The following is a 26,449-nucleotide window of genomic DNA, read 5'->3' as shown; positions in this document are numbered from 1 at the left end:
GGTAGACTGGCGTCGGTTTGCCGCGTCAGCGGCTGGACGCGAGAAGCACCCGTCGAGTGAGCGAGGACCCCTTGGGCTCTGTCATCAAGAAGCGCCGCAAGCGCATGGCGAAGAAGAAGCACCGCAAGCTGCTCCGCCGCACGCGCCACCAGCGTCGCAACAAGAAGTGAGCTGAACGAAGCCGACCGCCGACGGGCGGGTCCCCACCGGGGGCCCGCCCGTCGGCGCACCTACGCCGCGCGCCGCACCAGGCCCGCCAGCCCCAGCGCCGCGGCCCCCACCGCCCCCGCCGCACCCGCGCGCACCGTCCAGCGCGCCGCGTGCCGCCACCGCCGGAACTCGCGCACCTCCCAGCCGTGCCGCCTCGCGTGCCGGCGCAGCGCGGCGTCCGGGTTCACGGCCACCGGCCGCCCCACCAGCGACAGCAGCGGCAGGTCGTTCGCGGAGTCCGAGTACGCCGCGCAGCGCGCCAGGTCCCAGCCGGCCGCCACCGCCAGCCCCCGCACGGCCTCCGCCTTCGCCGGCCCGTGCAGCGGCTCGGTCACCAGGCGTCCCGTGTAGGTGCCGTCCACGCTCTCGGCGACCGTGCCCAGCGCGCCCGTCAGGCCCAGCCGGCGCGCCACGACGTCCGCCAGCTCCACCGGCGCCGCCGTCACCAGCCACACCGGCGCCCCCTCGCGCAGGTGCCGGTCCGCCAGCGCCCGCGCCGCCGGGCGCACCTTCGCCCCCATGTGCTCCTCGTAGACCTCCTCGCCGATGGCGCGGATCTCCTCGGTGGTGTGGCCCGCCACGAACGCCAGCGCCAGGTCCCGCGCCTCCAGCAGGTGGCCGTGCACCTCCCCGCGCACCGCGTAGTGCAGCGCCCGGCGCGCGAAGCGGCGCAGCTCCCGCCGCGAGAAGAAGCCCCGGGCGTGCAGGCCGCGCGCGAAGTAGAACAGCGACGCGCCGCGCACCAGCGTGTTGTCCAGGTCGAAGAACGCGGCCTCGCAGGGTTGGGGCGTCGTCACCCGGCCAGTCGCCACCACCGCATCGTAGGCCGCGGCCGCCCCCGCGCGAGCCCCGCACGAGCCCGCGGGGGGAGGATGGGCCCGTGCGGAGCGGGACGGGCGACGAGGGCGTGCGGGTGGTGCTGGTCTCGCGCACCGGGTGCCACCTGTGCGACGAGGGGCGCGAGGTGGTGCGGGCCGTCGCCGAGCGCGCCGGGACGGCGTGGGCCGAGGTCGACGTGGACGGTGATCCGGAGCTGCTGCGGCGCTTCTCGGACCGGGTCCCGGTGGTGCTCGTGGACGGCACCGAGCGCGACTTCGGCCGGCTGGACGCCGGGCGCCTCGAGCAGGCGCTCGCGGGCCGGCGCTGGTGGCGCCGCGGCCGCTGAGGCGCCGGTCGCGCGCCGCGCCGCCGACACCGCGCGACTTTGTGCGCGCGTTCACAAACGCTTACTCTGCTGGGGCGCCGCTGGGCGGCGCTCCCGGTCGGCACGGCCGGTGAACGGGCCGGCGAGCCGCGCCGGCGAGCACGTACGAGGGTGCCGGGTCTGACCGCAGTGGACGAGGACGACGTGAGCAGCGCGCCCCGCGACGGCGCGCCCACCGCCGACGGCGCCGACCGCCCCCCGGCCCCCGGCACCGCGGTGCCCGAGGCGCCGGCGGTCCCCGAGGCGACGGTGGCGCGGCTGCCGCAGTACCTGCGGGCCCTGAGCGCGCTCGCCGAGGCCGGTTCGCGCACCGTGTCCTCCGAGGCGCTGGCCGAGGCCGCCGGGGTCGGCTCGGCGAAGCTGCGCAAGGACCTCTCCCACCTGGGCAGCTACGGCACGCGCGGCGTCGGGTACGACGTGGAGCAGCTGCACCGGCACATCGCCGACCGCCTCGGGCAGGCCGCCAGCTGGCGGGTCGTCATCGTGGGCGTCGGCAACCTGGGCCACGCGCTGGCCGGCTACAGCGGCTTCGCCTCGCGCGGCTTCACGGTGGTGGGCCTGTTCGACGACGACCCGGCGGTGATCGGCCGGGTCGTGGGCGGCCTGCGGGTGCGCCCGCTCGAGGAGTTCGGCGAGGTCGTCGGCGAACCCGGCTCGGCGATCGCGGTGCTCGCGGTGCCCGCCCGGCACGCGCAGGCCGTGTGCGACCGCCTCGTGGCGGCCGGCACCCGCAGCGTCCTCAACTTCGCCCCCACCGTGCTGCGCGTCCCCGACGGCGTGGACGTGCGCAAGGTCGACCTCGCCTCGGAGCTGCAGATCCTCGCGTTCCACGCCCAGCGGCGCGCCGCCGCACCCGCCCACCGCCCCAGCGCCGCCGGTCCGCGCGGCGCCACCGGCGCCCCCGCCGGTCCCCTGCTGCCGCACGCGCTGCACCGCGTCGAGGAGGTCGTCTGAGTGACCCTCATGGTCGTGGGCCTGTCCCACCGCACCGCCGCCCTGGAGGTGCTCGAGCGGGCCTCCTTCGACGACGCCTCCGCCGCGCGCACCGTGGCGGAGCTGACGGCCTCCCCGCACGTGGAGGAGGCGTTCGTGCTGTCCACCTGCAACCGGGTGGAGGTCTACAGCGACGTCACGCGCTTCCACGGCGGGGTCGCGGCGGTCGGTGAGGCGCTGGCGCGGCGCATCGGCGTCCCCCTGGACGAGCTGGGCGACCAGCTCTACGTCCACTACGAGGACGCGGGCGTGGAGCACCTGTTCCGGGTGGCGTGCGGGCTGGACTCGATGGCGGTGGGCGAGGCGCAGATCCTCGGCCAGCTGCGCGGCGCGCTGCGCGAGCTGCACGGCTCCGACCGCGGCGGCGGCACCCTGGACCGCCTGCTGCAGAACGCGCTGCGGGTGGGCAAGCGCGCCCACTCCGAGACGTCGCTGGACGCCGCCGGCGCCTCCCTGGTCGACGCGGCCCTCGTGCGCGCCCGCGACGTCGTGGGCCCCGTGGCGGGCGGGCGGGCGCTGGTGGTGGGTGCCGGCGCGATGAGCGCGCTGGTGGCCACGACGCTGCACCGCGCCGGGATGGACGTCGTCGTGGCCAACCGCACGCCGGAGCGGGCGCAGCGCCTGGCCGCCGCGGTGGGCGGGCGCGCCACCGGGCTCGACGCGCTGCGCGCGGAGGTCGCCGCGGCCGACGTCGTGGTCAGCTGCACGGGCGCCGTCGGGCACGTGCTCGACGTGGCGGTCGTGGCCAGCGCGCTGCTGGACCGCCCGCAGCGCCCGATGCTGCTGGCGGACCTGGCGCTGCCGCGCGACATCGACCCGGACGTCGCCACGCTGCCCGGTGCGCACCTGGTGGACCTGGAGGGCCTGGGCGCGGACCTCGCCGGCAGCGCGGTGGCCGACGACCTGCGCGCGGTGCGCGCCATCGTCACCGAGGAGGTCGCCGCCTACGCGGCGTCGCTGCGGGTGGCGGACGTGGCGCCGACGGTGGTGGCGCTGCGCGCGCAGGCCCGGCACGTCGTGGACACGGAGATGCGCCGGCTGGCCGGGCGCGTGGACCTGGACGGCGCCACCCGCGCCGAGGTGGACCGCGCGGTGCACCGCATCGTGGAGAAGCTGCTGCACACCCCCACGGTGCGGGTGAAGGAGCTGGCGGAGTCGCCGGGCGGTGCGGGGTACGCCGCCGCGCTGCGGGCGCTGTTCGACCTGGAGGTCGGCGGTGCCGCGGGCTCCTCGCCGCGCGTGGTGGAGGGGCCCCTGTCGGGCACCGTCGCCGAGGCCGTCGGGAGGCTGTCGTGACGCGCCCGCTGCGGCTGGGCACCCGGCGCAGCGCCCTGGCCACGACGCAGAGCGGCTGGGTCGCGGACGCGCTGCGCGCGCGCGGTGCCGACGTGGAGCTCGTGGAGATCACCACGCACGGCGACGTGGACCGCGCGCCGCTGGCCGTCATCGGCGGCACCGGCGTGTTCGTCTCCGCGCTGCGCGACGCGCTGCTGGCCGGCGAGGTGGACCTGGCGGTGCACTCCCTGAAGGACCTGCCGACCGCCGCGGCGGACGGCCTGGCGCTGGCGGCCGTGCCGCAGCGCGAGGACCCGCGCGACGCGCTGGTGGCCGCCGACGGGCGGACCCTGGCGCAGCTGCCGGCCGGCGCGCGCGTCGGCACCGGCTCCCCGCGCCGACGGGCGCTGCTGCTGGACGCCCGCCCCGACCTCGACGTCGTCCCGGTGCGCGGCAACGTCGACACCCGGCTGCGGATGGTGTCCTCCGGCGAGCTGGACGCCGTGGTGCTGGCCGCGGCGGGCCTGGCGCGCCTGGGGCGCCTGGGGGAGGCCACCGAGCTGCTGGACGCGCAGGCGTTCGTGCCGGCCCCCGGGCAGGGCGCGCTGGCGGTGGAGTGCCGCGCCGACGACGCGGAGGTGCTGGCGGTCGCCGGCGCCCTGGACTCGCCCGCCGACCGCCTGGCGGTCCTCGCCGAGCGCCAGCTCCTGGCCGGCCTGGAGGCCGGCTGCTCCGCGCCCGTGGGTGCGCACGCCCACCTCGACGGCGGCGAGCTGCGCCTGGCGCTGGCGGTGCAGGGCCCGGACGGGCTGGTGCGCCGCGACGTCACCGGCGCGGTCGCCGACCCGGGGGCCGCGCGCGCCCTGGGGCAGCGCACGGCCGTCGGGCTGCTCGCCGGCCCGCTGGCCGGCGCGGCCGACGCCCTGGAACCCCTCGCGACCCCCGCACGACCTCCTGCCGCCGCCGGCGGCGCGCAGGAGCACACCCCGGACCGAGCCCCGGCCGGTCCACGTCCCGACCCGGAGAGTGGCTCGTGAGCACGACGACGAACAGCCCGGTCCTGGAGACCGCTCAGACCGCGCCGGCCGCGGGCGCCGTGCCCGCCCCGGAGGTCACCGTCCTGACCGAGGCGCCCCCCGCGCCGGCGCGCCGGGCCTCGGCCGCCGCCGGTTCCGCGCACGGCGCCGCCGCGAACGGCTCCGCGCGCCGCCTGGGGCACGTCTCGTTCGTCGGCGCCGGCCCCGGTGACCCCGGCCTGCTGACGCTGCGGGCCGTGGAGCTGCTGGGCGCCGCGGACGTGGTGGTGCTGGACTCCGGCGCCCGCGAGGACCTGGTGGCCCGGCACGCCCGCGACGGCGTGCAGGTGGTGGACGCCGGCTCCGGCGACGGCGTGGACGCGACCACCCGGGCCGCGCGCGCCAAGCTGGTGGTGAAGGCCGCGAAGTCCGGCGGCCGCGTGGTGCGCCTCATGGACGGCGACCCGTCCACGTTCAGCGGGCTGGCCGAGGAGATCGCCGCCTGCCGCAAGGCGGGCGTCGGCTTCGACGTGGTGCCGGGGGTCTCCGCCGTCAGCGCCGTCCCCGCCTACGCGGGGGTGCCGATGACCGCGGCCGCCACCACGAGCGTGAACGTGGTGCACCCGGCGGGCCGCGACGTGGACTGGTCCCGGCACGCGGGCGCCGACTCCACCGTCGTGGTGCTGGGCACCGGCGACGACATCGCGGCCGCCGCGGTGGGCCTGCTGGCCGCGGGGCGCGCCCCCCGCACGCCGGTGGCGCTGACCTCGCACGGCACGACGACCACCCAGTCCACGACCACCACCACGCTGGGCGAGCTGGAGCCGATCGCCACCGCGATCGACGGCTCGCCGACGACCGCCGTGGTCGGCGACGTGGTGAGCCTGCGCGAACAGGCGTCCTGGTACGAGACGAAGCCGCTGTTCGGCTGGCGGGTGCTGGTGCCGCGCACCAAGGAGCAGGCCGGCGGCACCACGGCGCTGCTCGCCGAGCACGGCGCCACCGCGGACGTCGTCCCCACCATCTCGGTGGAGCCGCCGCGCACGCCGCAGCAGATGGAGAAGGCCGTCAAGGGCCTGGTGACGGGCCGCTACGAGTGGATCGGGTTCACCTCCGTCAACGCGGTGCGCGCGGTGCGCGAGAAGTTCGCCGAGTACGGGCTGGACGCGCGCGCGTTCAGCGGCCTGAAGGTCGCCGCGGTGGGCGGGGTGACGGCGGACGCGCTGCGCGAGTGGGGCATCGAGCCGGACCTGGTGCCCGACGGGGAGCAGTCCGCGACCGGCCTGCTGGCCGCGTGGCCGCCCTACGACGAGGTCCTCGACCCCATCGACCGGGTGTTCCTGCCGCGCGCGGACATCGCCACCGACACCCTGGTGGCGGGCCTGCAGGAGAACGGCTGGGAGGTCGACGACGTCACCGCCTACCGCACGGTGCGCGCCGCACCACCGGCCGCGCCGGTGCGCGAGGCCATCAAGACCGGCGCGTTCGACGCGGTGGTCTTCACCTCCAGCTCCACGGTGCGCAACCTCGTCGGCATCGCCGGCAAGCCGCACCCGTCGACGGTGGTGGCGTGCATCGGCCCGGCGACGGCGAAGACCGCCGAGGAGCACGGCCTGCGGGTGGACGTGCTGGCCGCCGAGCCGAGCGCCGCGGCGCTCGTGGACGCGCTCGCCGCGTACGGCGAGGGGCTGCGGGCGGCGGCCGCGGAGGCCGGTGAGCCGGTGCTGCGGCCCAGCCAGCGCAAGTCCCCGGCGCGCCGGCGGTCCCGGTGAGCGGCCTGGAGCCGTCCCGCCGGGCGGTGCCGGCGCTGCCGGTGCGCCCGCGCCGGCTGCGCGCGACGCCGGGGATGCGTCGGCTGGTGACGGACGTGCACCTGCACCCCTCCGACCTGGTGCTGCCGGTGTTCGTGCGCGAGGGCGCCGCCGAGCCGCAGCCGATCCGCACCCTGCCGGGTGTGGTGCAGCACACCCGCGCCTCCCTGGTGGCCACGGCGAAGGAGGCCGTGGCCGCCGGCCTGGGCGGGATCATGCTGTTCGGCGTGCCCGCGTCGCGCGACGCGGTGGGCTCGGGCGCCGACGACCTGGACGGGATCCTCAACGTCGCCCTGGCGGACGTGCGCGAGGCGGTCGGCGACGAGCTCGTCGTCATGGCCGACCTGTGCCTGGACGAGTTCACCGACCACGGCCACTGCGGCGTGCTCGACGAGCGCGGCCGCGTGGACAACGACGCGACCCTGGACCGCTACGCGTCCATGGCGCTGGCGCAGGCCGCGGCGGGCGCGCACCTGCTGGGGCCCAGCGGCATGATGGACGGCCAGATCGGGCACCTGCGCGCGGTGCTGGACGACGCCGGCCGCGAGGACGTGGCGATGCTCGCGTACGCGGTGAAGTACGCCAGCGCGTTCTACGGCCCGTTCCGCGAGGCCGTGGACTCGCAGCTCACGGGGGACCGGCGCACCTACCAGCAGGACCCGGCCGCGAACGTCGCCGAGGCGCTGCGCGAGCTGCGCCTGGACCTGGACGAGGGCGCGGACCTGGTGATGGTCAAGCCGGGCCTGCCGTACCTGGACGTGCTGCGCGCGGTCGCGGACGTCGCCGACGTCCCGGTGGCGAGCTACCAGGTCTCCGGCGAGTACGCGATGGTCGAGTTCGCCGCGCAGGCCGGCGCGATCGACCGCGAGCGGGTGGCGCTGGAGTCGCTGCTGGCGCTGCGCCGCGGCGGCGCGCAGGTCGTGCTGACGTACTGGGCGCTGGAGGCCGCGCAGCGCTGGCTGGGCTGAGGCCTCTCCGGGCGAGAACGACGCCGCGCGTCCCCACGGGGGACGCGCGGCGTCGTCGTTCCCGCGGCGCACCTCTTGGCACTCGGCGCCCCGGAGTGCTAATAGATGGGGCAGCGCGGTGCGCCGCCCACCAGGGCGCCGCACCGGTGCGCGACCCTCCCCGCCGCGCGGCGTGGCGCGGCAGCCCCGAGCTGCGGCGCCGCACCCTGCGGTGCCGTCAGCGACCCACCCGGGCAGCCGCGTGCTGCCCCGAGCCCGTCGCTGGAGGACAACGTGACCGTCTCCGACGCTCCGCCGATCCCGCGTCCCGCCCGTGCACCGCGCGACACCCTGCGCATCGCGGTGGTCGCCCCGCCCTGGTTCGAGCTGCCGCCGCGCGGGTACGGCGGCATCGAGTCCGTCGTCGCCGATCTCGTCGACTCCCTCGCGGAGCGCGGGCACGAGGTGACGCTCGTGGGTTCCGGCCACCACCGCACCCGCGCCGCCCGCTTCGTGCGGGTGTTCGACGAACCCCCGTCCGAGCGCCTGGGGACCCCGGCGCCGGAGGTGATCCACGCCGCCGCCGCCGGTGCCGCCCTGGCCGACCTGGACGTGGACGTCGTGCACGACCACAGCCTCGCCGGGCCGCTGCTGGCGCGCGGGCGCCGCGTGCCCACCGTCGTGACGATGCACGGTCCCGTCGACGGCGAGCAGGGCGAGTACTTCGCCGCCCTGGGCGACAGCGTCGACGTCGTCGCCATCTCCGACGCGCAGCGTCGCCTGAACCCCGGCATCAACTGGGTGGGGCGCGTGCACAACGCGATCGACGTGTCGAGCTTCCCGTTCCGGGCCGACAAGGACGACCACGTCCTGTGGCTGGGCAGGTTCAGCCCCGACAAGGGTCCCCACCTGGCGATCGACGCCGCGCGCGCCGCAGGCCTGCGCATCGTGCTGGCGGGCAAGCGCAGCGAGCCGGCCGAGCGGGAGTTCTTCGAGCGGGAGGTCCGCCCGCGGCTGGGCCGCGACGCGGAGTACGTCGGCGAGGCCGACGCGGCCCTGAAGCGGGAACTGCTCGCGAGCGCCCGTGCGCTGGCGTTCCCGATCCAGTGGGAGGAACCCTTCGGCATGGTGATGATCGAGGCGATGGCCTGCGGCACACCGGTCGTGGCGTTGCCGCGCGGCAGCGTCCCGGAGGTCGTCGACCACGGCCGCAGCGGGCTGGTGGTGCGCGACCCCGCCGACTTCCCCGCCGCCCTGTCGCTGGCCGCCGACCTGGACCCGGCCGCCTGCCGCCGGCACGCGGAGCGGAACTTCGACCTGCCGGTGATGGCGGCCGGGTACGAGCGGCTGTTCCGCTCGATCGTCGAGGGGCAGCGCAGCGTGCGGGCCCTGACCGCCCCGCGCGCGTCGCTGCGCCGGCTGCGGGAGCGGGGGGTGTCGGCGTGAACGGTTCGACGGGAACCCCGCAGGACCTCCCCCCGGCCTCGCCCGGCGGTGACGTGACCCTCGTCGAGGGCGCTTCGTTCTGCGTGAGCGACAGCACCGGCGACATGCGCCCGGACCGCCCGCACGGGGTGTTCTTCCAGGACACCCGCGTCGTGTCCGGCTGGCAGCTGCTGCTGGACGACGAACCGCTGCAGCCGCTGAGCGTGGCCGTGCCCGAGCCGTTCTCCGCGGTGTTCACCACGCGCGCCGCGCCGCGGCCGGGCCAGGCCGACGCCACGCTCGTCGTGCAGCGGCGCCGCATGGCCGCCGACGGGCTGCGCGAGGACGTCGTGGTGCGCAACCACGGCACCGAACCGGCCGGCATCACCCTGCACCTGTCGGTGGAGGCCGACTTCGCGGACCTCTTCGACGTCAAGGAGGGCCGGGTGGCCCGCCGCGCGCCCGTGCAGCGCAGCGGTCAGGGCGAGGACCTGGTGCTGGGGGTGGCGCGCGGCAGCCGCCGGCGCGGCGTGCGCGTGCACGGGCAGGGCGCCACCGCGCTGCCCGGCGCCCTCGTGTGGCGCGTGGTCGTCCCCGCGCACGGGGAGTGGTCCACCACGGTGGAGGTGCTGCCCTCCACCGAGGAGGGGGAGGTCGGCACGTCGTTCCCGCTGGACCGGCCGGTGGAGGCCGCCGCCCCCGCGCGGCGCATGCGGGACCGGCGCCGCGCCAGCCCGGACGTGGAGTGCGAGGACCCGGTGCTGGCGCAGGCGCTGCGGCGCAGCGTGCTGGACCTGGGGGCGCTGCGGATCGCCGACCCGCGCCGGCCGGGCGCCGACGTGGTGGCGGCTGGGGCGCCGTGGTTCATGGCGCTGTTCGGTCGCGACTCGCTGCTGACGAGCTGGCTGGCGCTGCCGTTCGACCCCGGCCTGGCGCTGGGGACCCTGCAGACCCTCGCCGACCACCAGGGCCGGCGCGTCGACCCGATGAGCGAGGAGGAACCCGGGCGGATCCTGCACGAGGTGCGGCTCGGGGTGGACGCCGATCGGGCGCTGGGCGGCAGCAGCGTGTACTACGGCAGCGTCGACGCCACCCCGCTGTTCGTCGTGGTCCTCGACGAGGCGGCTCGCTGGGGGGCGCCGCTGGAGGAGGTGCGGGCGTTGCTGCCGGCGGCGGACCGGGCGCTGGAGTGGGTCGAGCGGTACGGCGACCTGGACGGCGACGGTTTCGTGGAGTACCGGCGCAAGACGGACCGGGGTCTGCTGAACCAGGGCTGGAAGGACTCCTCCGACTCGATCTCCTTCTCCGACGGCCGGCTCGCCGAGGGGCCGATCGCCCTCGTGGAGGTCCAGGCGTACGTGTACGCGGCCCTCACCGCCCGCGCGCACCTGGCGTCCCTGGTGGGCGACGAGGCCGGCGCGCGCGGCTGGGAGGAGAAGGCGGAACGGTTCCGCCGCGCCGTCGACGAGGCGTTCTGGATGCCCGGGCGGGGGTGCTACGCCCTGGCGCTGGACGGCCGCAAGGAGCAGGTGGACGCGCTGGCCTCGAACCAGGGCCACTGCCTGTGGGCGGGCCTGCCGGACCCCGACAGGGCCGCGCAGGTCGCGCAGCACCTGCTGTCCCCGGCGATGTTCAGCGGCTGGGGGATCCGGACCCTCGCGTCGACGGAGGCGCGCTACAACCCGGTCAGCTACCACAACGGCTCGGTGTGGCCGCACGACAACGCCCTGGCCGTGGCGGGCCTGGTCCGCTACGGGCACGTGGAGGCGGCGCAGCGGGTCGCGACCGGGCTGCTCGCGGCGAGCGCCTCCACGGGCGGTCGCCTGCCGGAGCTGTTCTGCGGTTTCGACCGCGCCGAGTCGCCGGTCCCGGTGCCGTACCCGACGTCCTGCTCGCCGCAGGCGTGGGCGGCGGCGACCCCGATCGGCCTGCTGACGGCGCTGCTGCGGTTGCGGGTGTGCGCCCCGCACGGCCGGGTCGAGAGCGACCCGGTGCTGCCGGCGTCGTGGGGCCGGGTGCGGGTGTCGGGCCTGACGGCGGGCGAGGAACGCGTGGACGTGGACGGCGACGGGCTGCGGCCCGCGCGGGAACCGGCGGCCAGCGCCGGGTGAACCCGTGCGCCGGTGCGGTCCGGCCCGGACCGCACCGGCGCGCCGGCCGGCGCCTCGCCACGGCCCGGTCACGGTGTGCGTTGACAACGTTGCAGAGGGCCCCCTAGTTTCCCGAGCGCCACCGCAGCGGCTCCGCCGCTGCCCGAGCGAGGAAGCTCAGACAGGGGACCAGATGCCTTCTCCCACCTTCACCCGACGCAGCGTCGTGCTGGCCGCCACCGCGGCCGGGGCGCTGGCGAGCACCGCGGCCGGTGCCACCGGCGCGGCTGCTGCCCCCCTCCGGCGCCCCGGCATCTCCACCGAGGCGTGGGGGAACCTGCCCGACGGCACCGCCGTCGAGCGGTACACCCTCGTCAACGGCGAGGTGACCGTGCGGGTCCTCACCTACGGCGGGATCGTCCAGAGCCTGGAGTTCCCCGACGAGCGGGGGAACGTCGAGAACGTCGTCCTCGGGTTCGACGACCTCGAGGGCTACCTGGCGGGGAACAACCCCGGCCCGTACTTCGGTGCGCTCATCGGCCGCTACGGCAACCGCATCGCCGGCGGGAGGTTCACCCTCGACGGCGTCGAGCACCAGCTCCCGCTGAACAACGGCCCGAACTCCCTGCACGGCGGCGACGACTCGTTCGACAAGCGGGTGTGGGACGCGGAGGCGCTGCCCGGCGACCAGGTCGTGGGCCTGCGGCTGACCCTCGTCAGCCCCGACGGCGACCAGGGCTACCCCGGCACGCTCACCGCCGAGGTCACCTACACCCTGGACCGCTTCGCGCAGCTCACGGTGGACTACTCCGCCACCACCGACGCCGCCACCGTCGTGAACCTGACGAACCACACGTACTGGAACCTCCGGGGCGAGGGCACCGGGACGATCTACGACCACGAGCTGACGATCCACGCCGACGCCTACACGCCCGTGGACGCCACCCTGATCCCCACCGGTGAGATCGCCCCCGTGGCGGGGACCCCGATGGACTTCCGCGACCCCACCGCCGTGGGTGCGCGCATCCGCCAGCCGTTCCAGCAGATCCTGTTCGGGCAGGGCTACGACCACAACTGGGTGCTGGACCGCGCCACCGCCGACGAGCTGGAGGAGGCGGCGACCCTGCACGACCCGGCGAGCGGCCGCACCCTGACGATCTCCACGACCGAGCCGGGCCTGCAGTTCTACTCCGGCAACTTCCTCGACGGCACCCTGGTGGGCACGTCGGGTTCGGTGTACCGGCAGGGCGACGGGCTGGCGCTGGAGACGCAGCACTTCCCCGACTCGCCGAACCAGCCGACGTTCCCCTCCACGGTGCTGCGCCCCGGTGAGGAGTACCGCAGCACGACGGTGTTCGCGCTCTCGCGCTGACCCCGCCCCTCCGCGGCGGCCGCCCTCCGGCCGCCGCGGAGGCCCTCGACGGCTCCCCGGCGACAGAGCGGTCGCACGGCGGGCCGTCCCTGCGCGCTCGGGGACGAGGCTCAGGGGGAGCTGCGCGCCAGCCGCAGCTCCACGCCGCGCACGAACTCCTCGAAGGCCGCGTCCACCCGTGCGGCGTCACCGGTGACGAACCGGTCCAGGACGAGCCCGCGCATGGCCCCCAGGACCAGCGTGGCCAGCGCGCCGGCCTCCTGCGGCGGGCAGCCCTCGCGCACCAGCCCGGCCTCGAGCATCCCGGTGCGCTCCCGCACCGAGCGGCGCACCGCGCCGGCGAGCGCCTCGTCGTGCAGCGCGTCCCCGGTGATCGCCAGGAACAGCCGCACGTACTGCTCGCCGCGCCCGGTGGTCGCGTGCCGCCACAGCGCCCGCAGGGGACCGCCCTCGGGCTCGCCCGCCGGTGCGCCGTCCAGCAGCTCCGGGGCGGTGAAGGCGCGGTCCAGGACCCGTTCGACGATCTCGGCGACGAGGCGCTCGCGGGTGCCGAAGTGGTGCAGGAGCGCGGCGTGGCCGACGCCGGCGCTCTCGGCGACGCGGCGCAGCGACAACCGGTCCAGGCCGTGCTGCAGGACGTGCTCGGTGGCGGCCTGCAGGAGCTCCTCGCGACGGTGCTGGTAGCGCAGGCGCCGCCCGTCGACGCGTTCCGGTCCTTCGTCCTGCGTTCCCGCCACGCCGCGAGGGTAGCCGTGAGCGAGGGGCCCGGGACGCCTCTCCCCGGATTGCTTGACCGAGTGGTCAGGCTATGGCTAGCTTGTGCCTCGCCAGGGGGTCAGGAGCCCGGTGCGGTGCACGGCGCGAGGACGCGCGGGTCACCGCGCGGCCGTCCCGACCCGCCGGCGTCCCGCCCCGACGCACGCCCTCAGGAGAGCACTGCGATGCCGAGCACCCTCACGTCCCCGTCCCGGCGCCGGTCCGTGCGCGGGTTCCGCGCCTCCCTGGCCGCCACCGCCGTCGCCCTGCCGTTCCTGGCGGGCGTGGCGCCCGCGCAGGCCGCCGACAACCCCTACGAGCGCGGCCCCGCGCCCACGACCTCCAGCGTCGAGGCCTCGCGCGGCTCCTTCGCCGTCTCGCAGACCCGCGTCTCCAGCTACAGCGTGCGCGGTTTCGGCGGCGGCACGATCTACTACCCGACCACCACGAGCGCCGGCACGTTCGGCGGCGTGGTCGTCGCGCCCGGGTACACGGCGACCCGGTCCAGCATGGCCTGGTACGGCCCCCGCCTGGCCTCGCAGGGTTTCGTGGTGTTCACCATCGACACGAACTCCCGCTACGACCAGCCCTCCTCGCGCGGCGACCAGATCCAGGCCGCGCTGGACTACCTGACGGACAGCAGCAGCGTGCGCTCCCGCGTCGACGCCGACCGCCTGGCCGTCATGGGGCACTCCATGGGCGGCGGCGGCAGTCTGGAGGCGATCGCGGACGACCCCGCCATCAAGGCGGCGATCCCGCTGACGCCGTGGAACACCGACAAGACGTGGTACGAGGTGAGCACCCCCACCCTGATCATCGGTGCCGAGGACGACACCGTCGCCCCCGTCCGCTCCCACTCCGAGCCGTTCTACGACAGCATCCCGTCCAGCACCGACAAGGCGTACCTGGAGCTGCGCGGCGCCAGCCACTTCGCACCGAACACCTCCGACACCACGATCGCGAAGTACAGCATCAGCTGGCTCAAGCGCTACGTGGACGACGACACCCGCTACACGCAGTTCCTGTGCCCGGCGCCCACCGTCAGCCTGGCGATCAGCGAGTACCGCAGCACCAACTGCGACTGACGCACCCCGCGACCACCCCGGCGCGGGTGAGGGAATGCCCCGCCCGCGCCGGGGGTTCACCACGGCGAGCGCCCGCCCCGCACCGGGGCGGGCCGCACGTCGTGCTGTCGCGTGAGAGGTCGTCCCCCATGTCCGTGCCGCTGTCCGTCCTCGACCTGGCCCACATCGCTCCCGGGCGGTCGGCCGGTGACAGCATCGCGGGCAGCGTCGCCCTGGCCCAGCAGGCTGAGCGGTACGGGTACCGGCGCGTCTGGTACGCCGAGCACCACAGCATGCCGACGATCGCCTCGTCCGCGCCGGCGGTGCTCATCGCCCACGTCGCCGCGCACACCAGCACCATCCGCCTCGGTGCCGGCGGCGTCATGCTCCCGAACCACTCCCCGCTGACCATCGCCGAGCAGTTCGGCACGCTGGACGCGGTGCACCCCGGCCGCATCGACCTCGGCCTCGGCCGCGCCCCCGGCTCGGACGAGCGCACCACGTACGCGCTGCGCCGCGACCCGTCCTCCGCCGAGAGCTTCCCGCAGGACGTGCAAGAGCTGCGCGCGTACCTCGCCGGCGAGTCCCGCGTCCCCGGCGTGCAGGCCGTCCCGGGCGCCGGTTCCCGCGTCCCGCTGTTCATCCTGGGTTCCTCGCTGTTCGGCGCGAAGCTCGCCGCCGCCCTCGGCCTGCCGTACGCGTTCGCCTCCCACTTCGCCCCGCAGGCGCTCGAGGCCGCGGTGGCCACCTACCGGCGCGAGTTCCGCCCCTCGGAGGACCTGGACGCCCCGCACGTCATCGCCGGGGTGAACGTCGTGGCCGCCGACACCACCGAGCGCGCGCAGGAGACGTTCGAGCACGTGCGCCGCACGTTCGCGCAGTCGCTGTTCGGGCGCGGGCGCACGTTCACCGAGGCGGAGGTCGACGCGCTGATGTCCTCCGCCGCCGGGATGCACGTGCAGCAGATGCTGTCCTGCTCGGCGGTGGGGACCCCCGCGCAGGTGCGCGAGCAGGTCGAGGAGTTCCGTCGCCGTGCCGACGCCGACGAGCTCATCGTCGCCCACCAGGCCCGCGACACCGAGGAGCGGCTGCGTTCCGTGGAACTGCTCGCCGAGGCCGTGGAGCTCACCCCGGCCGCCTGAGCCCGCCGGCCGGGGGCGAACCGTTCGCCCACCGGCCACCCGGGGTTCGCCCTGCGGGAACCTGGTCGCAGCAGGCTGCGCTCCCGCCGGCGGACGACCGCCGGCGCTCCCACGCGCCCCGGAGGCAGCCCGTGCCCGCAGGTCCCGCAGCTCCCCGTCCCCTCAGCCGCCGCAACGTGCTGACCCTGGCCCTGGCCGGTTCCGCCGCGACCGTGCTGCCCCTGGGCCGGGTGCAGCCGGCGTTCGCGGGGACCGCACCCACCGGTGCGCTGCTGCCGTTCGTCGAGCACTACACGACGAACGTCGCGGAGAACACCACGCAGTGGACGAACGCCGCGGTGCGGATCCTGTCCGGTTTCGACGACCTGTGGGAGACCGGCCCGACGTGGGACACCGGCCGCGTCCTGGACCGCGACGTGCTGCGCGCCAACGTGCAGCACGTCGTCGACGTCACGCACGCGCGCACCGACGAGGAGGCGAAGGTCGCGTTCGTCCGCGACCGCCAGCACCAGAGCTACGCCGCCACCGCCGGCCTCGGCCCCCTCGCGGAGCTGTACCGCGAGGGCGCGCAGGCCGTCACCGGCATCACCGAGGGCCCCGACGGCACCCCGCCGGAGAAGGTCAGCGACGAGCTGCCCGCCGACGCGCCCGCCGGCTCGGCCCTCGGCGCCGGTTCGGAGACCTCGGAACTGGGGTTCGTCGCGCAGCTCGTGAACGCGGTGCGCGGTCCGCACGCCTCCAGCAACCCCAGCAAGAACGCCTACCAGTACCCGCGGCCGTGGCGCCTGGACGCCGACAGCGAGGTCGCCCCGACCGGGGAGGTCGACGAGTTCGGCTTCCCCGTGTACGCCTCCGACGTCGTGGTCGCCCCGCAGCTGCTGCGCCAGCGCGGCGACGACCCGGCCGAGGACGGCGGGTTCCCCAGCGGCCACACCAACGCCTTCCACCTGGCCGCCCTCGCCCTGGCCCACGCGGTGCCCGAGCGGTTCCAGGAGCTGATCGCCTGCGCGTTCGAGCTGTCCGACAGCCGCATCGTCACCGGGATGCACTCCCCGCTGGACGTCGTGGGCGGCCGGGTCCTGGCCACCGCGCTGGCCGCGGCGGCGCTGCACGACCCCGCCAACGCCGTGCTGAAGCAGGCCGCCCGCGACCAGGCGGCGGCCTGGTTCCAGGAGCGCACCGGCACCGACGCGACCGGTCTCGTCGCGTTCGCCCGGTCCGGGGGCGAGCAGGACCCGTGGGGCGACCGCGACGCGAACCGCGAGCTCGTGCAGCGCTACCTCACCTACGGCTTCCAGCGCACCGGCCCGCGCACCCCGATGGTGGTGCCGCACGGTGCCGAGGTGCTGCTGGAGACCCGCCTGCCGTACCTGAGCGCCGCCCAGCGCCGGGAGGTCCTGCGCACCACCGCCCTGCCCGCCGGGTACCCGGTGCTGGACGGCCCGGAGCTGTGGGGACGGCTGGACCTGTTCACCGCCGCCGACGGCTACGGCCGCTTCGACACCACCGTGGCCGTCGACATGGACGCCGCCGCGGGCGGTTTCTCCGCGGCCGACGCGTGGCGCAACGACGTCACCGGCCGCGGCGATCTCGTCAAGCGCGGTTCCGGGGAACTGACCCTCAGCGGGGACAACTCCTTCACCGGCGGCACCCGCGTGGCCGGCGGCATCCTCGTCGCGGCCTCGCCCAGCGCGCTGGGCCGCGGGGACGTCACCGTCGCCGCGGGCGCGCTGCGGGTCGCCGCCGGCTGCGCCGCTCAGGTGCGCGGCGACTTCTCGCAGGCGGCCGGTGCCGCCCTGGAGGTGGCCCCCGCCGCGGGCGGCGACGCACCGCTGCGGGTGCGCGGCACCGCCGCCCTGGACGACGGCGCCGTGCTGCGGGTCGACCCCGCGGCCGCCGGCGGCTGGCCCGTCGGCGAGGAGCGCCCGGTGCTGCGCGCCCGCCGCGTGCGGGGCGGCTCCGCGGCGGTCGAGGTCGCCGGCGGCGGCCGCGCCGAGCTGGTCCCCACCCGCGACGGCGTCTCCGTGCGCCTGCTCGCCACCGCCTGACCCGGCTGCCCCCCGCTCCACCCCACCCCACCCCGCCACCCCCGCGGTGATCTCGCGAGCGTGAGCGCTCGACCGTGCAGGACCACCGCGGGAGGACGGGGTGGGGGAGGGGCGGGTCAGCCGAGGGAGGGGACGATGACCGCGCGGCCGTCGAGGGTGCCCTCGTGCAGCGCCTCGTACGCCTTCGGGGCGTCGCTGAGGGAGAACTCCTGCGTGTGCACGTCCAGCACCCCGCGGTGCGCCAGCGCCACCAGCTCGTGCAGCTCCGGCACCGACCCCCAGTACGGGACGCTGACGGCGGTGGCGAACGGCGTGCGGAAGAACCCGACGCTCGCCGCGCCCCCGCCGATGCCGACGATCGTCACGTCACCCTCCACGGCCGCCGCCGCGATCGCCGTGTCGATCGTGGGCTGGGCGCCGACGAAGTCCAGCACCACCTCCGCCCCGCGCCCACCGGTCAGCTCCCGCACCGCCCGGGCCGCGGAGGCGTCCGAGGTCAGCACCTCGTCGGCACCGACCGAGCGGGCCAGCTGGAGCTTCTGCTCGCTGACGTCCAGCGCGACGACGCGGGCGGGGGAGAGGTGCTTGAGCAGCTGGATGCCGACGTGCCCGAGACCGCCGGCGCCGATGACCACGGCCGTCGAGCCCGGCACCAGCTTCGGCAGGGACCGCTTGATCGCGTGGTACGGGGTGAGCCCGGCGTCGGTCAGCGGCACGGTCTTCACCGGGTCCAGGTCCCCGATGGGCACCAGGTGGCGCGGGGAGTCCACCAGCAGGTGCTCGGCGATCGCGCCGGGAGCCCCCAGGCCCGGCGGGACGATGCCCAGCTCCGCCGCCCGCGGGCAGTAGTTCTCCTTGCCCTGCACGCACGTGTGGCAGGTGCCGCACCCCCACGGCCCGTACACGAGGACGTTCGTGCCGATCTCCAGCCCCTCCACACCGGCACCGACGGCCGCGACCTTCCCGGCACCCTCGTGCCCCAGGGTCAGCGGCAGCCCGTAGGTGTACTCCTCGGCGGGCAGCCCCATGACGAAGGCGTCCGAGTGGCACACCCCGGCAGCCGTCACCTCCAGCAGGACCTGCCCCGGCCCCGGTTCGGGGGTGGGGACCTCCACGACCTCCGGGGCCCGGCCGATCTCGCGGTACTGCAGCGCTCGCACGTCGTACCTCCCTGGTGGGGTCCGGGACCCTCCCGGCTCCCACCCCCTGGACTACCCGGTCCGGGGCCCGGTGACGCGGGCCGGAGGTCCCGGACCTCGGGGTGCTCACGCTCCGCGCCCGGCGACGGGCCCGGCCGGGTGAAAGGCGCCCCCGGCGCTGGAGAGCGGTGCCGCACGACCCGATCACCCCTCCGTGCCCACTGCCCCGCCCCACCCCCACGAGAGCGACCGCCTCGCCTCGGTGGCGAGCTACCGCTGGGCCTCGGCCGTGGGCGACCCCGGGCTGCAGGCGCTGGTGGACGCCGCCGCGCGCGCGCTGGACGCGCCGATGGCCGGCCTGTCGCTCATGGACGCCGACGAGCAGAGCCACCTGGCGCGCGCGGGCATCCCCGTGGTGGCCCTGCCGCGGCACCTGTCGCTGTGCACGCACACCGTGTCCGGCGGGATGCCCGTCGTGGCCGGCGACGCCACCGCCGACCCCCGTTTCGCCGACCACCCCCTCGTCACCGGCGAGCACCGCGTGCGCGCCTACGCCGGGGTGCCGGTGTTCGGCCGCGACGGGCTGCCGCTGGGCACCCTGTGCGTGGTGGACGTGCGCCCCCGCGACTTCACCGGCGAGGACGTGGCGCTGCTGGAGCGGCTCGCGCGCGCCGCCGCCGGCCTGCTGGAGCTGCACCGGCGCGACGCGGGCGCCGGCCTGGCCGGCCGCGACGTCCTCACCGAGAGCCTGCGGCTGCGCCGCGCCGTCGACGACGGCGAGCTGCGCGTGCACTACCAGCCGGTCGTGGACCTGCGCACCGGCCGGGTCGCGGCCGTGGAGGCGCTGGTGCGCTGGCAGCACCCCGAGCTGGGCCTGCTGCCGCCGGGGCGCTTCGTGCCCGTGGCGGAGGCCAGCGGGCTCGTCGTCGCCCTGGGCCGGTACGTCCTCGCCGAGGCGTGCCGGCAGGTCGCGGCCTGGCGCGCGCAGGACCCGGCCGCCGCCGCGCTGCGCCTGGCGGTGAACGTCTCCGGCCGCCAGCTCGCCGACCCCGGGGTCGTGGACGCCGTCCTGGACGCCCTCGACGGCGCCGGCCTGCCCGCGCACGCCCTCACGCTGGAGCTGACCGAGACCGCCCTCGTGCACGGCACCGACGTGCAGCCGGCGCTGCGGCGGCTGCGGGACGGCGGGGTGCGCCTGGCCCTGGACGACTTCGGCACCGGCTACTCCTCGCTCGCCTACCTGCGCGACTTCCCCGTCGACGAGCTGAAGGTGGACCGCTGCTTCACCGCGTCCCTGGGCGACTCGGTGCGCAGCGGCACCATCACCGCCGCGTCCGTCGCCCTGGCCCACGACCTCGGCTGCGAGGTCGTCGTCGAGGGCGTGGAGCACGCCGGGCAGCTGGCGCACGTCGCGGCCCTGGGCGCCCGCTACGCGCAGGGCTACCTGCTGGCCCCGCCGCGCGAGGCGACCGCCTGCGACCTGGGCGCCACCTGGCCGGTGCCCGTGGGGGCGCTGCGCCGCCCCGCGGTGGCGGTCCCGCGCCAGGCGCCGGGCGCCGTCCGTGAACTTCCTCACGACGCGGCGTCGTAGACACCCCTGCGGCGCTCGCACCCCCGGGAGCTTGCGACACTGGAGCCCGTGACCGCGTCGACGCCCGCCCCGGCGACCCCCGACCGCACCTCCGACGCCCCGGCCTCCGCCGCCCTGTTCGAGCGGGCGAGCGCCGTGATCCCCGGCGGGGTGAACTCGCCCGTGCGGGCCTTCCGCGCCGTCGGCGGCACCCCCCGCTTCACGGCCTCCGCGCGCGGGCCTTACCTGCGCGACGCCGACGGCACCGAGCTCGTGGACCTCATCTGCTCCTGGGGCCCGATGATCCTCGGGCACGCCCACCCGGACGTCCTGGCCGCCGTGCGCGCCGCCGCCGAGCAGGGCTTCAGCTTCGGCACCCCCACCGAGCGGGAGGTGGAGCTCGCCGAGGAGATCGTCGCCCGCGTCGAGCCCGTGGAGCAGGTGCGCCTGGTCAGCTCCGGCACCGAGGCCACGATGAGCGCGATCCGGCTGGCGCGCGGCTTCACCGGCCGCCCCGTCGTGGTGAAGTTCGCCGGCCACTACCACGGCCACGTCGACGCGCTGCTGGCCTCCGCCGGCTCCGGCCTGGCGACGTTCGCGCTGCCGGACACCCCCGGGGTGACCGGCGCCTCGGCCGCCGACACGCTCGTCGTGCCCTACAACGACCCGCAGGCCCTCGCGGACGTCTTCGCGCAGCACGGCGAGCGCATCGCGTGCGTCATCACCGAGGCCGCCGCCGGGAACATGGGCGTGGTGCCGCCCGCGCCCGGTTTCACCGCCGAGCTGCGCCGCCTGACCCGCGAGCACGGCGCGCTGCTCGTCTCCGACGAGGTGATGACCGGTTTCCGCGTCAGCCGCGCCGGCTGGTACGGCTTCGAGGGTCTGGGCCCGGAGCACGCCCCCGACCTGCTGACCTTCGGCAAGGTCATGGGCGGCGGCTTCCCCGCCGCCGCGTTCGGCGGGCGCGCCGACGTCATGGCCCACCTGGCCCCCGCGGGTCCCGTCTACCAGGCGGGCACCCTGTCCGGGAACCCGGTCGCCACCGCCGCCGGCCTGGCGACCCTGCGCGGCTGCACCGACGACGTGTACGCCGCCGTGGAGCGGAACGCGCGCACCGTGCGCGAGGCCGCGAGCGAGGCCCTGAGCGCCGCCGGCGTGCCGCACGTGGTGAACACCGCCGGCAGCATGTTCAGCGTCTTCTTCACCGGGCGCGAGCAGGTGCGCGACTACGACGAGGCGAAGCAGCAGGACCTCGGCGCGTTCCGCGCCTTCTTCCACGCCATGCTCTCGCGCGGCGTGCACCTGCCGCCCAGCGCGTTCGAGGCGTGGTTCCTGTCCGCCGCCCACGACGAGGAGGCGATCGGCCGGGTGCTGGACGCCCTGCCGCACGCGGCCCGCGCCGCCGCCGAGGGGGCGGGGTCGCTGTGAGCGTGCCCGCCACCGTCACCGGTTCCGGCGTCGAGCCCGGCCCCCGCACCGCACCGGGCGCCGAGCCCCGCGCCGAGGACCACGCCCCCTCCGGCGCGCCGCGCACCGTGGTGCACCTGGTGCGCCACGGCGAGGTCCACAACCCCGAGCGCGTCCTGTACGGCCGGCTGCCCGGGTACCGGCTCTCCGAGCGCGGGCGGGCGATGGCCGCGCGCCTGGGCCTGCACTTCTCCACCCGCGACGTCGCCTCCGTGACCGCCTCCCCGCTGCAGCGCGCCCAGGAGACGGCCACCCCCATCGCCGAGGCCCTCGGCCTGCCGCTGGGCACCGAGGAGCGCATCATCGAGGCCGGCAACAGCTTCGAGGGGTTCCACGTCACCACCGGCGCCGGCTCCGTGCGCGACCCGCGGGTGTGGCCGCGGCTGTGGAACCCGCTGCGCCCCAGCTGGGGCGAGCCGTACGCGGTGCAGGCCGAGCGCATGGTCGCCACCGTGCGCGACGCCCGCGACGCCTTCCCCGGCCGCGAGTCCGTCCTCGTCAGCCACCAGCTGCCGGTGTGGGTGACGCGGCTGCGCGCCGAGCACCGCCCCCTGTGGCACGACCCCCGCAAGCGGCAGTGCGCCCTGGCGTCGATCACCTCGCTGGAGTTCGCCGGCCGGCGCCTCGTGTCCGTCACCTACACCGAGCCGTGCGCCGACCTGCTCGTGGGCGCCGACCCCGTGCCGGGCGCGTGAGCACCCCGGTCGCCCGCCCCCGCCGCCGCGCGCTGGCCGGCGCGTTCCTGGCCGCCGCGCTGCTCGCCGGCTGCGGCGGTGGCGACGGCCTGCCCGAGGCGCAGGGGCAGAACTGGATCTCCGGCGACGGCACCGTCGCGACCACCCCGCCGGCCGAGCGCGGCGAGCCGGTCACCTTCACCGGCGAGACGGTCGACGGGGAGACGATCGACCTGGCCGACCTGCGCGGGCAGGTCGTCCTGCTGAACACCTGGTTCGCCGCCTGCGGCCCGTGCCGCGAGGAGGCCGACGACCTGCAGCAGGTGTGGGAGGAGTACTCCGGCCGCAACGTGCAGTTCGTGGGGATCAACACCTACGACACCGCCGCGATCGCCGAGTCCTTCCACCGCAGCTTCGGCGTCACCTACCCCAGCGTGCTCGACGCCGACTCCGGCGAGGCGATGCTCGCGCTGCGCGGCGTCGCCCCCCAGGCCACCCCCACCACGATCGTGCTCGACACCGAGGGCCGCGTGGCGGCCCGCGTGTCCGGGCCCGCGGACGCCTCCACCTTCGCCGGCCTGCTCGACGACGCCGGCGCGGCACCCGCACCCGACGAGCCGGCGGTCCCCGCCGCGACCGGCACGGCGGCGCCCGCGTGATCGGCGAGCTGCAGCAGGCCGTCGCCGCCGGGCCCCTGCTGCTGGCGGTGCCGCTGGCGGCGCTCGCCGGGCTGGTCTCGTTCCTGTCGCCGTGCGTGCTGCCGCTCGTGCCGGGGTTCCTCGGCTACGTCACCGGCCTGGGCGGGCAGGACCCCGCGCAGCAGCGCCGCGGGCGGATGCTGGCCGGGGCGGTGCTGTTCGTGCTCGGGTTCTCGGTGGTGTTCGTCCTGGTGAACTTCACCGTGGGCGCCCTCGGCGACGCCCTGGTGCGCTACCGCGTCGAGCTGCAGCGGGTGCTCGGCGTGCTCGTCGTCGCGCTCGGCGCGCTCGTGGTCGCCGCGCCGCTGTGGGCGCAGCGGGAGCTGAAGGTGCGCTGGCGCCCGCGCGCCGGGCTGCTCGGCGCACCCCTGCTGGGCGTCGTGTTCAGCCTCGGCTGGACCCCCTGCATCGGCCCGATCTTCGCGGCGATCTCCGCCCTCGGCTTCCAGAGCGGCACCGCCGGTCGCGCCACCGGCCTCGCCGTCGCCTACTGCCTGGGCCTGGGCCTGCCGTTCGTCCTGGTCGCCGCCGGCTACGAGCGCGGCGTGCGCGCCCTCGGCGTGCTGCGCCGGCACACCCGCGCCGTCAACGTCTTCGGCGGCGTGCTGCTCGTCGCCGTCGGCCTGCTGCTCGTCACCGACGGCTTCAACGCCGTCCTGGGCTGGCTGCGCGGCCCCATCGGGAACTTCGAGACGGTGATCTGACCCCATGGCCCGTACCGACGAGACGCACCTGGACGACCTGCGCGACGAGTACCGCGACGCGCAGCCGGCCACCGGGGAGCCGGCCACCGAGGCGCCCGCCCCGCGCGGCGCCCGCCGGGCCCGCACCCCCGCCCCGCAGGCCGCGCCGCTGGCGCCGCTGGAGTTCGCCCGCTACTGCTGGCGGCAGCTGACGAGCATGCGCACCGCGCTGTTCCTGCTCATGCTGCTCGCCGTCGCCGCCGTGCCCGGCTCCACGTTCCCGCAGCAGGACAACGACCCGGCGGGCGTGGCGCAGTGGAAGGCCGACCACCCCACCGCCGGGGACTGGGTGGAGCGGCTGCAGGGCTTCGACGTGTACTCGTCGGTCTGGTTCTCGGCGATCTACCTGCTGCTGTTCATCTCCCTCATCGGCTGCGTCGTGCCGCGCGCGGGCGTGCACCTGCGCTCGCTGCGGGCGAAGCCGCCGCGCACGCCCGCGCGGCTGGAGAAGCTGCCCGAGCACCGCGCCGCCGGGCTGGCCGCCCCGCCCGCCGAGGTGCTGGCGGCCGCCCGCACCGTGCTGCGCGGGCGCCGCTTCCGCACCGAGGTGCGCGAGGAGGCCGCCGGCGGGCCGGGCGGTGGGTCCGTGGCCGCCGAGCGCGGCCACCACCGCGAGACCGGCAACCTGCTGTTCCACCTGTCCCTGGTGGGCCTGCTGGTCTCCATCGCCTCCAGCTCGCTGTTCTCCTACTCCGGCCAGCGCCTGGTCGTCGAGGGCGGCACGATGGTCGGCACCACCTTCGACAGCTTCACCGGCGGTGCCGGCGCCGACGTGGGCGACGTGCCGCCGTTCACGCTGGAGCTGGACGCCATGGACGTCGCCTTCGAGGCGCAGCAGACCTCCCAGATCGGCCAGCCGCGCCGCTTCGCCGCCGACGTCACCCTCACCGACGCCCCCGGCGAGCAGCCGCGCGAGGAGACCATCCGCGTCAACCACCCCGCGAAGGTCGGCGGCACCCAGATCTCGCTGTCCGGCAACGGCTACGCCCCCGTCATCGTCGTGCGCGACGGGCAGGGGAACGTCGTGCAGGACGGGGCCACGCCGTTCCTGCCGCAGACCGGCAACTACGACTCCACCGGCGTCGTGAAGGTCCCCGACGCCGTCGACGCCGGCGGGGACCCCGTGCAGATCGGCCTGTCCGGGGTGTTCCTGCCCTCGGCGACGACGGACGCCACCGGCGCGCCGGTCTCCGGCTTCCCCGACCTGGCCAACCCCTTCCTCGTCATGCAGGCCTACACCGGCGACCTCGGCCTGGACGACGGGGTGCCGCAGAACGTCTACGAGCTGGAGGGCGACGGCCTCACCCAGGTCCTCGACGAGCAGGGGCGCCCGTTCCTCATCCGCCTCGCCCCCGGGGACAGCGTGGAGCTGCCCGGCGGGCTGGGCACGGTGAGCTTCGAGGGCGTGCAGCGCTACGCCTCCTTCGACGTGCGCTCCACGCCCGGGCAGACCGCGGCGCTGGTGTCCTCCCTGCTGGCCACCACCGGCCTGGTGCTCTCCCTGTTCCTGCCGCGCCGCCGCGTCTGGGTGCGGGTGCGGCCCGCCGGCGACGGCACGGGCAGCGCCGTGGAGGTCGCCGGGCTGGCGCGCGGCAACGACGCCGGCCTCGCCTTCGAGGTCGACGGGGTGCTGCGGCGGCTGCGCGAGGCGACGGGTGAGCCCCTGGAGCCGGCTGCGTCGTCGCCGCCACCCGGCGCGGTGGGCGACGATGGGCACGAGCACGAGCGCGACGAGGATCGCGACGAGCGCGAGGCGCGGGCGGGGTCCCGCGCGGAGGAGGGACGATGACCGTCGACGAGAACGTCGCGCAGGTCTCCAACCTGCTGCTGTACTCGGCGATGACGGCCTACCTGGGGTCCTTCATCGCCTACGCGGCCGACCTGGCCGAGGGCGGCAAGGAGATCAAGGCCCGCGACGCCCGCCGCCGCGGGTCCGCCGAGGCCACCGCCGCCGGCACGACGGCGAGCACCGCCGCGGCGGGGGCGGTGCTGACCGAGGCACCCGCGCCGCCGCCGCGCCGCCGCCGCGCCGCCGCGGTGGGCACCTCGCTGTTCGCGGCGTCCACCCTGCTGCTGGCCGGGTCCGTGACCGCCCGCGCCCTCTCGGTGCACCGGGTGCCGTGGGGCAACATGTTCGAGTTCGCCCTCACCGGCTGCCTCGTGGTGTCGATCGGCTACCTCGTGGCCGTCGTGCGCGCCTCCCGCGCCGGTCTCGGTGGCGGTCGCGATGCCCGCTACCTCGGCACCTTCGTCGCCGGCCCGGTCCTGGCGACCCTCGGCATCGCGCTGCGCAGCTTCTACGTGGAGGCCGCCCAGCTCGTGCCGGCCCTGGACAGCTACTGGCTGGTCATCCACGTGTTCGTGGCGATCCTCGCCACGGCGCTGTCCACCCTCGGCTTCTCCGCGACGGTCCTGCAGCTCGTGCAGGAGAAGCGCGAGCGCGTGCGGGCGGGCGGCGGGCACCCCGGCGGGGCGTTCATGGACGCCCTGCCCGGCTCGGCGGAGCTGGAGCGCACCGCGTTCCGGCTCAACGCGGTGGCGTTCGTGATGTGGACGTTCACGCTCATCGCCGGTGCCGTCTGGGCGCAGGTGGCCTGGAACCGCTACTGGAACTGGGACTCCAAGGAGGTGTGGACGTTCATCATCTGGGTCGTCTACGCCTGCTACCTGCACGCCCGCGCCACCCGCGGCTGGGACGGTCGCCGCGCCGCCTGGCTGTCCGTGCTCGCCTTCGGGTGCGTGCTGTTCAACTACCTCGTGGTGAACATCTTCTTCCCCGGCCTGCACTCGTACGCGGGGGTGTGA

General features: G+C 76.4%; 23 protein-coding genes. 20 read left to right on the top strand and 3 right to left on the bottom strand.

Translation table 11 applies throughout. The annotated features are described in order from the left end of the window. The first annotated feature begins 71 nt into the window (after nt 1–71). Complete coding sequence (locus tag MN205_RS10295; RefSeq protein ID WP_012085056.1) at nt 72–170, top strand: 30S ribosomal protein bS22; 99 nt, start codon at nt 72–74, stop codon at nt 168–170. A 60-nt stretch (nt 171–230) separates the two neighbouring features. Here the strand turns inward: MN205_RS10295 and MN205_RS10290 are convergent, their stop codons facing one another. Continuing rightward, nucleotides 231–1,022 carry an HAD family phosphatase gene (locus tag MN205_RS10290; protein WP_242126892.1) on the bottom strand — a complete coding sequence of 264 codons (792 nt, stop codon included), beginning with the start codon at nt 1,020–1,022 and terminating at the stop codon, nt 231–233. Between the two features lie 68 nt (nt 1,023–1,090). Here MN205_RS10290 and MN205_RS10285 point away from each other — a divergent pair, with 68 nt between their 5' ends. The 9 genes from MN205_RS10285 (at nt 1,091) to MN205_RS10245 (ending at nt 12,343) form a co-directional block, all read left to right on the top strand. Continuing rightward, a complete protein-coding gene (locus tag MN205_RS10285; protein ID WP_242126890.1) occupies nt 1,091–1,375 on the top strand; it encodes a glutaredoxin family protein in 285 nt (94 codons plus the stop codon). A 255-nt stretch (nt 1,376–1,630) separates the two neighbouring features. Next, nucleotides 1,631–2,368: a redox-sensing transcriptional repressor Rex gene (locus MN205_RS10280; RefSeq protein WP_374115910.1), complete on the top strand. Its 738-nt coding sequence runs from the start codon at nt 1,631–1,633 to the stop codon at nt 2,366–2,368. Further along, nucleotides 2,369–3,703 carry a glutamyl-tRNA reductase gene (locus MN205_RS10275; protein WP_374115905.1) on the top strand — a complete coding sequence of 445 codons (1,335 nt, stop codon included), beginning with the start codon at nt 2,369–2,371 and terminating at the stop codon, nt 3,701–3,703. Next, the gene (hemC, locus tag MN205_RS10270) at nt 3,700–4,719 is read left to right on the top strand and encodes a hydroxymethylbilane synthase (protein ID WP_242126886.1); all 1,020 of its coding nucleotides are present in this window, start codon (nt 3,700–3,702) and stop codon (nt 4,717–4,719) included. Before MN205_RS10275 ends, hemC begins: the two co-directional genes overlap by 4 nt. After that, nucleotides 4,716–6,470 (top strand): uroporphyrinogen-III synthase, encoded by a 1,755-nt coding sequence (locus MN205_RS10265; protein ID WP_242126884.1) that lies wholly within the window; start codon nt 4,716–4,718, stop codon nt 6,468–6,470. Before hemC ends, MN205_RS10265 begins: the two co-directional genes overlap by 4 nt. Then, complete coding sequence (gene hemB, locus MN205_RS10260; RefSeq protein WP_242126882.1) at nt 6,467–7,477, top strand: porphobilinogen synthase; 1,011 nt, start codon at nt 6,467–6,469, stop codon at nt 7,475–7,477. The genes MN205_RS10265 and hemB overlap by 4 nt, the downstream gene beginning before the upstream one ends. A 273-nt stretch (nt 7,478–7,750) precedes the next feature. After that, the gene (locus tag MN205_RS10255; RefSeq protein ID WP_242126880.1) at nt 7,751–8,902 is read left to right on the top strand and encodes a glycosyltransferase family 4 protein; all 1,152 of its coding nucleotides are present in this window, start codon (nt 7,751–7,753) and stop codon (nt 8,900–8,902) included. Then, nucleotides 8,899–10,992 carry a glycogen debranching N-terminal domain-containing protein gene (locus MN205_RS21815; RefSeq protein ID WP_242126878.1) on the top strand — a complete coding sequence of 698 codons (2,094 nt, stop codon included), beginning with the start codon at nt 8,899–8,901 and terminating at the stop codon, nt 10,990–10,992. The genes MN205_RS10255 and MN205_RS21815 overlap by 4 nt, the downstream gene beginning before the upstream one ends. A 172-nt stretch (nt 10,993–11,164) precedes the next feature. Continuing rightward, complete coding sequence (locus tag MN205_RS10245) at nt 11,165–12,343, top strand: aldose epimerase family protein (protein ID WP_242126876.1); 1,179 nt, start codon at nt 11,165–11,167, stop codon at nt 12,341–12,343. A gap of 110 nt (nt 12,344–12,453) precedes the next feature. Here MN205_RS10245 and MN205_RS10240 read toward each other — a convergent pair whose 3' ends face one another. Then, complete coding sequence (locus MN205_RS10240; protein ID WP_242126874.1) at nt 12,454–13,080, bottom strand: TetR/AcrR family transcriptional regulator; 627 nt, start codon at nt 13,078–13,080, stop codon at nt 12,454–12,456. Between the two features lie 204 nt (nt 13,081–13,284). On the opposite strand from MN205_RS10240, the gene MN205_RS10235 reads away from it, so the two are divergent. The 3 genes from MN205_RS10235 to MN205_RS10225 all read left to right on the top strand — a co-directional run bounded on the left by MN205_RS10235 (nt 13,285) and on the right by MN205_RS10225 (nt 17,353). Next, nucleotides 13,285–14,184, top strand: a complete 900-nt coding sequence (locus MN205_RS10235; RefSeq protein WP_242126872.1) for a serine aminopeptidase domain-containing protein — start codon at nt 13,285–13,287, stop codon at nt 14,182–14,184. A gap of 128 nt (nt 14,185–14,312) precedes the next feature. Continuing rightward, nucleotides 14,313–15,305 (top strand): LLM class flavin-dependent oxidoreductase, encoded by a 993-nt coding sequence (locus MN205_RS10230; RefSeq protein WP_242126870.1) that lies wholly within the window; start codon nt 14,313–14,315, stop codon nt 15,303–15,305. Between the two features lie 131 nt (nt 15,306–15,436). Continuing rightward, nucleotides 15,437–17,353: a phosphatase PAP2 family protein gene (locus MN205_RS10225; protein WP_242126868.1), complete on the top strand. Its 1,917-nt coding sequence runs from the start codon at nt 15,437–15,439 to the stop codon at nt 17,351–17,353. A gap of 116 nt (nt 17,354–17,469) precedes the next feature. On the opposite strand, the gene MN205_RS10220 is transcribed toward MN205_RS10225, so the two are convergent. Then, nucleotides 17,470–18,513 (bottom strand): NAD(P)-dependent alcohol dehydrogenase, encoded by a 1,044-nt coding sequence (locus MN205_RS10220; RefSeq protein WP_242126865.1) that lies wholly within the window; start codon nt 18,511–18,513, stop codon nt 17,470–17,472. Nucleotides 18,514–18,706: 193 nt separating this feature from the next. On the opposite strand from MN205_RS10220, the gene MN205_RS10215 reads away from it, so the two are divergent. From MN205_RS10215 to ccsB, 7 genes are all read left to right on the top strand, one after another. Continuing rightward, nucleotides 18,707–20,083 (top strand): EAL domain-containing protein, encoded by a 1,377-nt coding sequence (locus tag MN205_RS10215; protein WP_242126864.1) that lies wholly within the window; start codon nt 18,707–18,709, stop codon nt 20,081–20,083. A 48-nt stretch (nt 20,084–20,131) separates the two neighbouring features. Continuing rightward, entirely contained in the window at nt 20,132–21,490 is a 1,359-nt protein-coding gene (gene hemL, locus MN205_RS10210; protein WP_242126862.1) for a glutamate-1-semialdehyde 2,1-aminomutase, read from the top strand. 107 nt (nt 21,491–21,597) lie between these two features. Continuing rightward, on the top strand, nt 21,598–22,224 hold the full coding sequence (locus MN205_RS10205) for a histidine phosphatase family protein (RefSeq protein ID WP_374115909.1): 627 nt from the start codon (nt 21,598–21,600) through the stop codon (nt 22,222–22,224). Next, nucleotides 22,221–22,862, top strand: a complete 642-nt coding sequence (locus MN205_RS10200) for a TlpA disulfide reductase family protein (protein ID WP_242126857.1) — start codon at nt 22,221–22,223, stop codon at nt 22,860–22,862. Before MN205_RS10205 ends, MN205_RS10200 begins: the two co-directional genes overlap by 4 nt. Beyond that, nucleotides 22,859–23,605 carry a cytochrome c biogenesis CcdA family protein gene (locus MN205_RS10195; protein ID WP_242126855.1) on the top strand — a complete coding sequence of 249 codons (747 nt, stop codon included), beginning with the start codon at nt 22,859–22,861 and terminating at the stop codon, nt 23,603–23,605. The genes MN205_RS10200 and MN205_RS10195 overlap by 4 nt, the downstream gene beginning before the upstream one ends. Nucleotides 23,606–23,609: 4 nt before the next feature. Then, nucleotides 23,610–25,433 (top strand): cytochrome c biogenesis protein ResB, encoded by a 1,824-nt coding sequence (locus MN205_RS10190; protein WP_242126853.1) that lies wholly within the window; start codon nt 23,610–23,612, stop codon nt 25,431–25,433. Next, the gene (ccsB, locus tag MN205_RS10185; protein WP_242126851.1) at nt 25,430–26,449 is read left to right on the top strand and encodes a c-type cytochrome biogenesis protein CcsB; all 1,020 of its coding nucleotides are present in this window, start codon (nt 25,430–25,432) and stop codon (nt 26,447–26,449) included. The genes MN205_RS10190 and ccsB overlap by 4 nt, the downstream gene beginning before the upstream one ends.

Origin of the sequence: Kineococcus sp. TRM81007 (assembly GCF_022669155.1) — a bacterium.
Taxonomy (GTDB): domain Bacteria; phylum Actinomycetota; class Actinomycetes; order Actinomycetales; family Kineococcaceae; genus Kineococcus.
The sequence above is the reverse complement of the archived record's forward strand: the minus strand, read 5'-3'. Positions and strand labels throughout refer to the sequence as shown.

What these genes read in the sequence shown, in the direction of transcription:
- MN205_RS10190 (WP_242126853.1), top strand. Translation starts at nt 23,610, where the DNA reads ATGGCCCGTACCGACGAGACGCACCTGGACGACCTGCGCGACGAGTAC.
- MN205_RS10230 (WP_242126870.1), top strand. Translation starts at nt 14,313, where the DNA reads ATGTCCGTGCCGCTGTCCGTCCTCGACCTGGCCCACATCGCTCCCGGG.
- MN205_RS10245 (WP_242126876.1), top strand. Translation starts at nt 11,165, where the DNA reads ATGCCTTCTCCCACCTTCACCCGACGCAGCGTCGTGCTGGCCGCCACC.
- MN205_RS10235 (WP_242126872.1), top strand. Translation starts at nt 13,285, where the DNA reads ATGCCGAGCACCCTCACGTCCCCGTCCCGGCGCCGGTCCGTGCGCGGG.
- ccsB (WP_242126851.1), top strand. Translation starts at nt 25,430, where the DNA reads ATGACCGTCGACGAGAACGTCGCGCAGGTCTCCAACCTGCTGCTGTAC.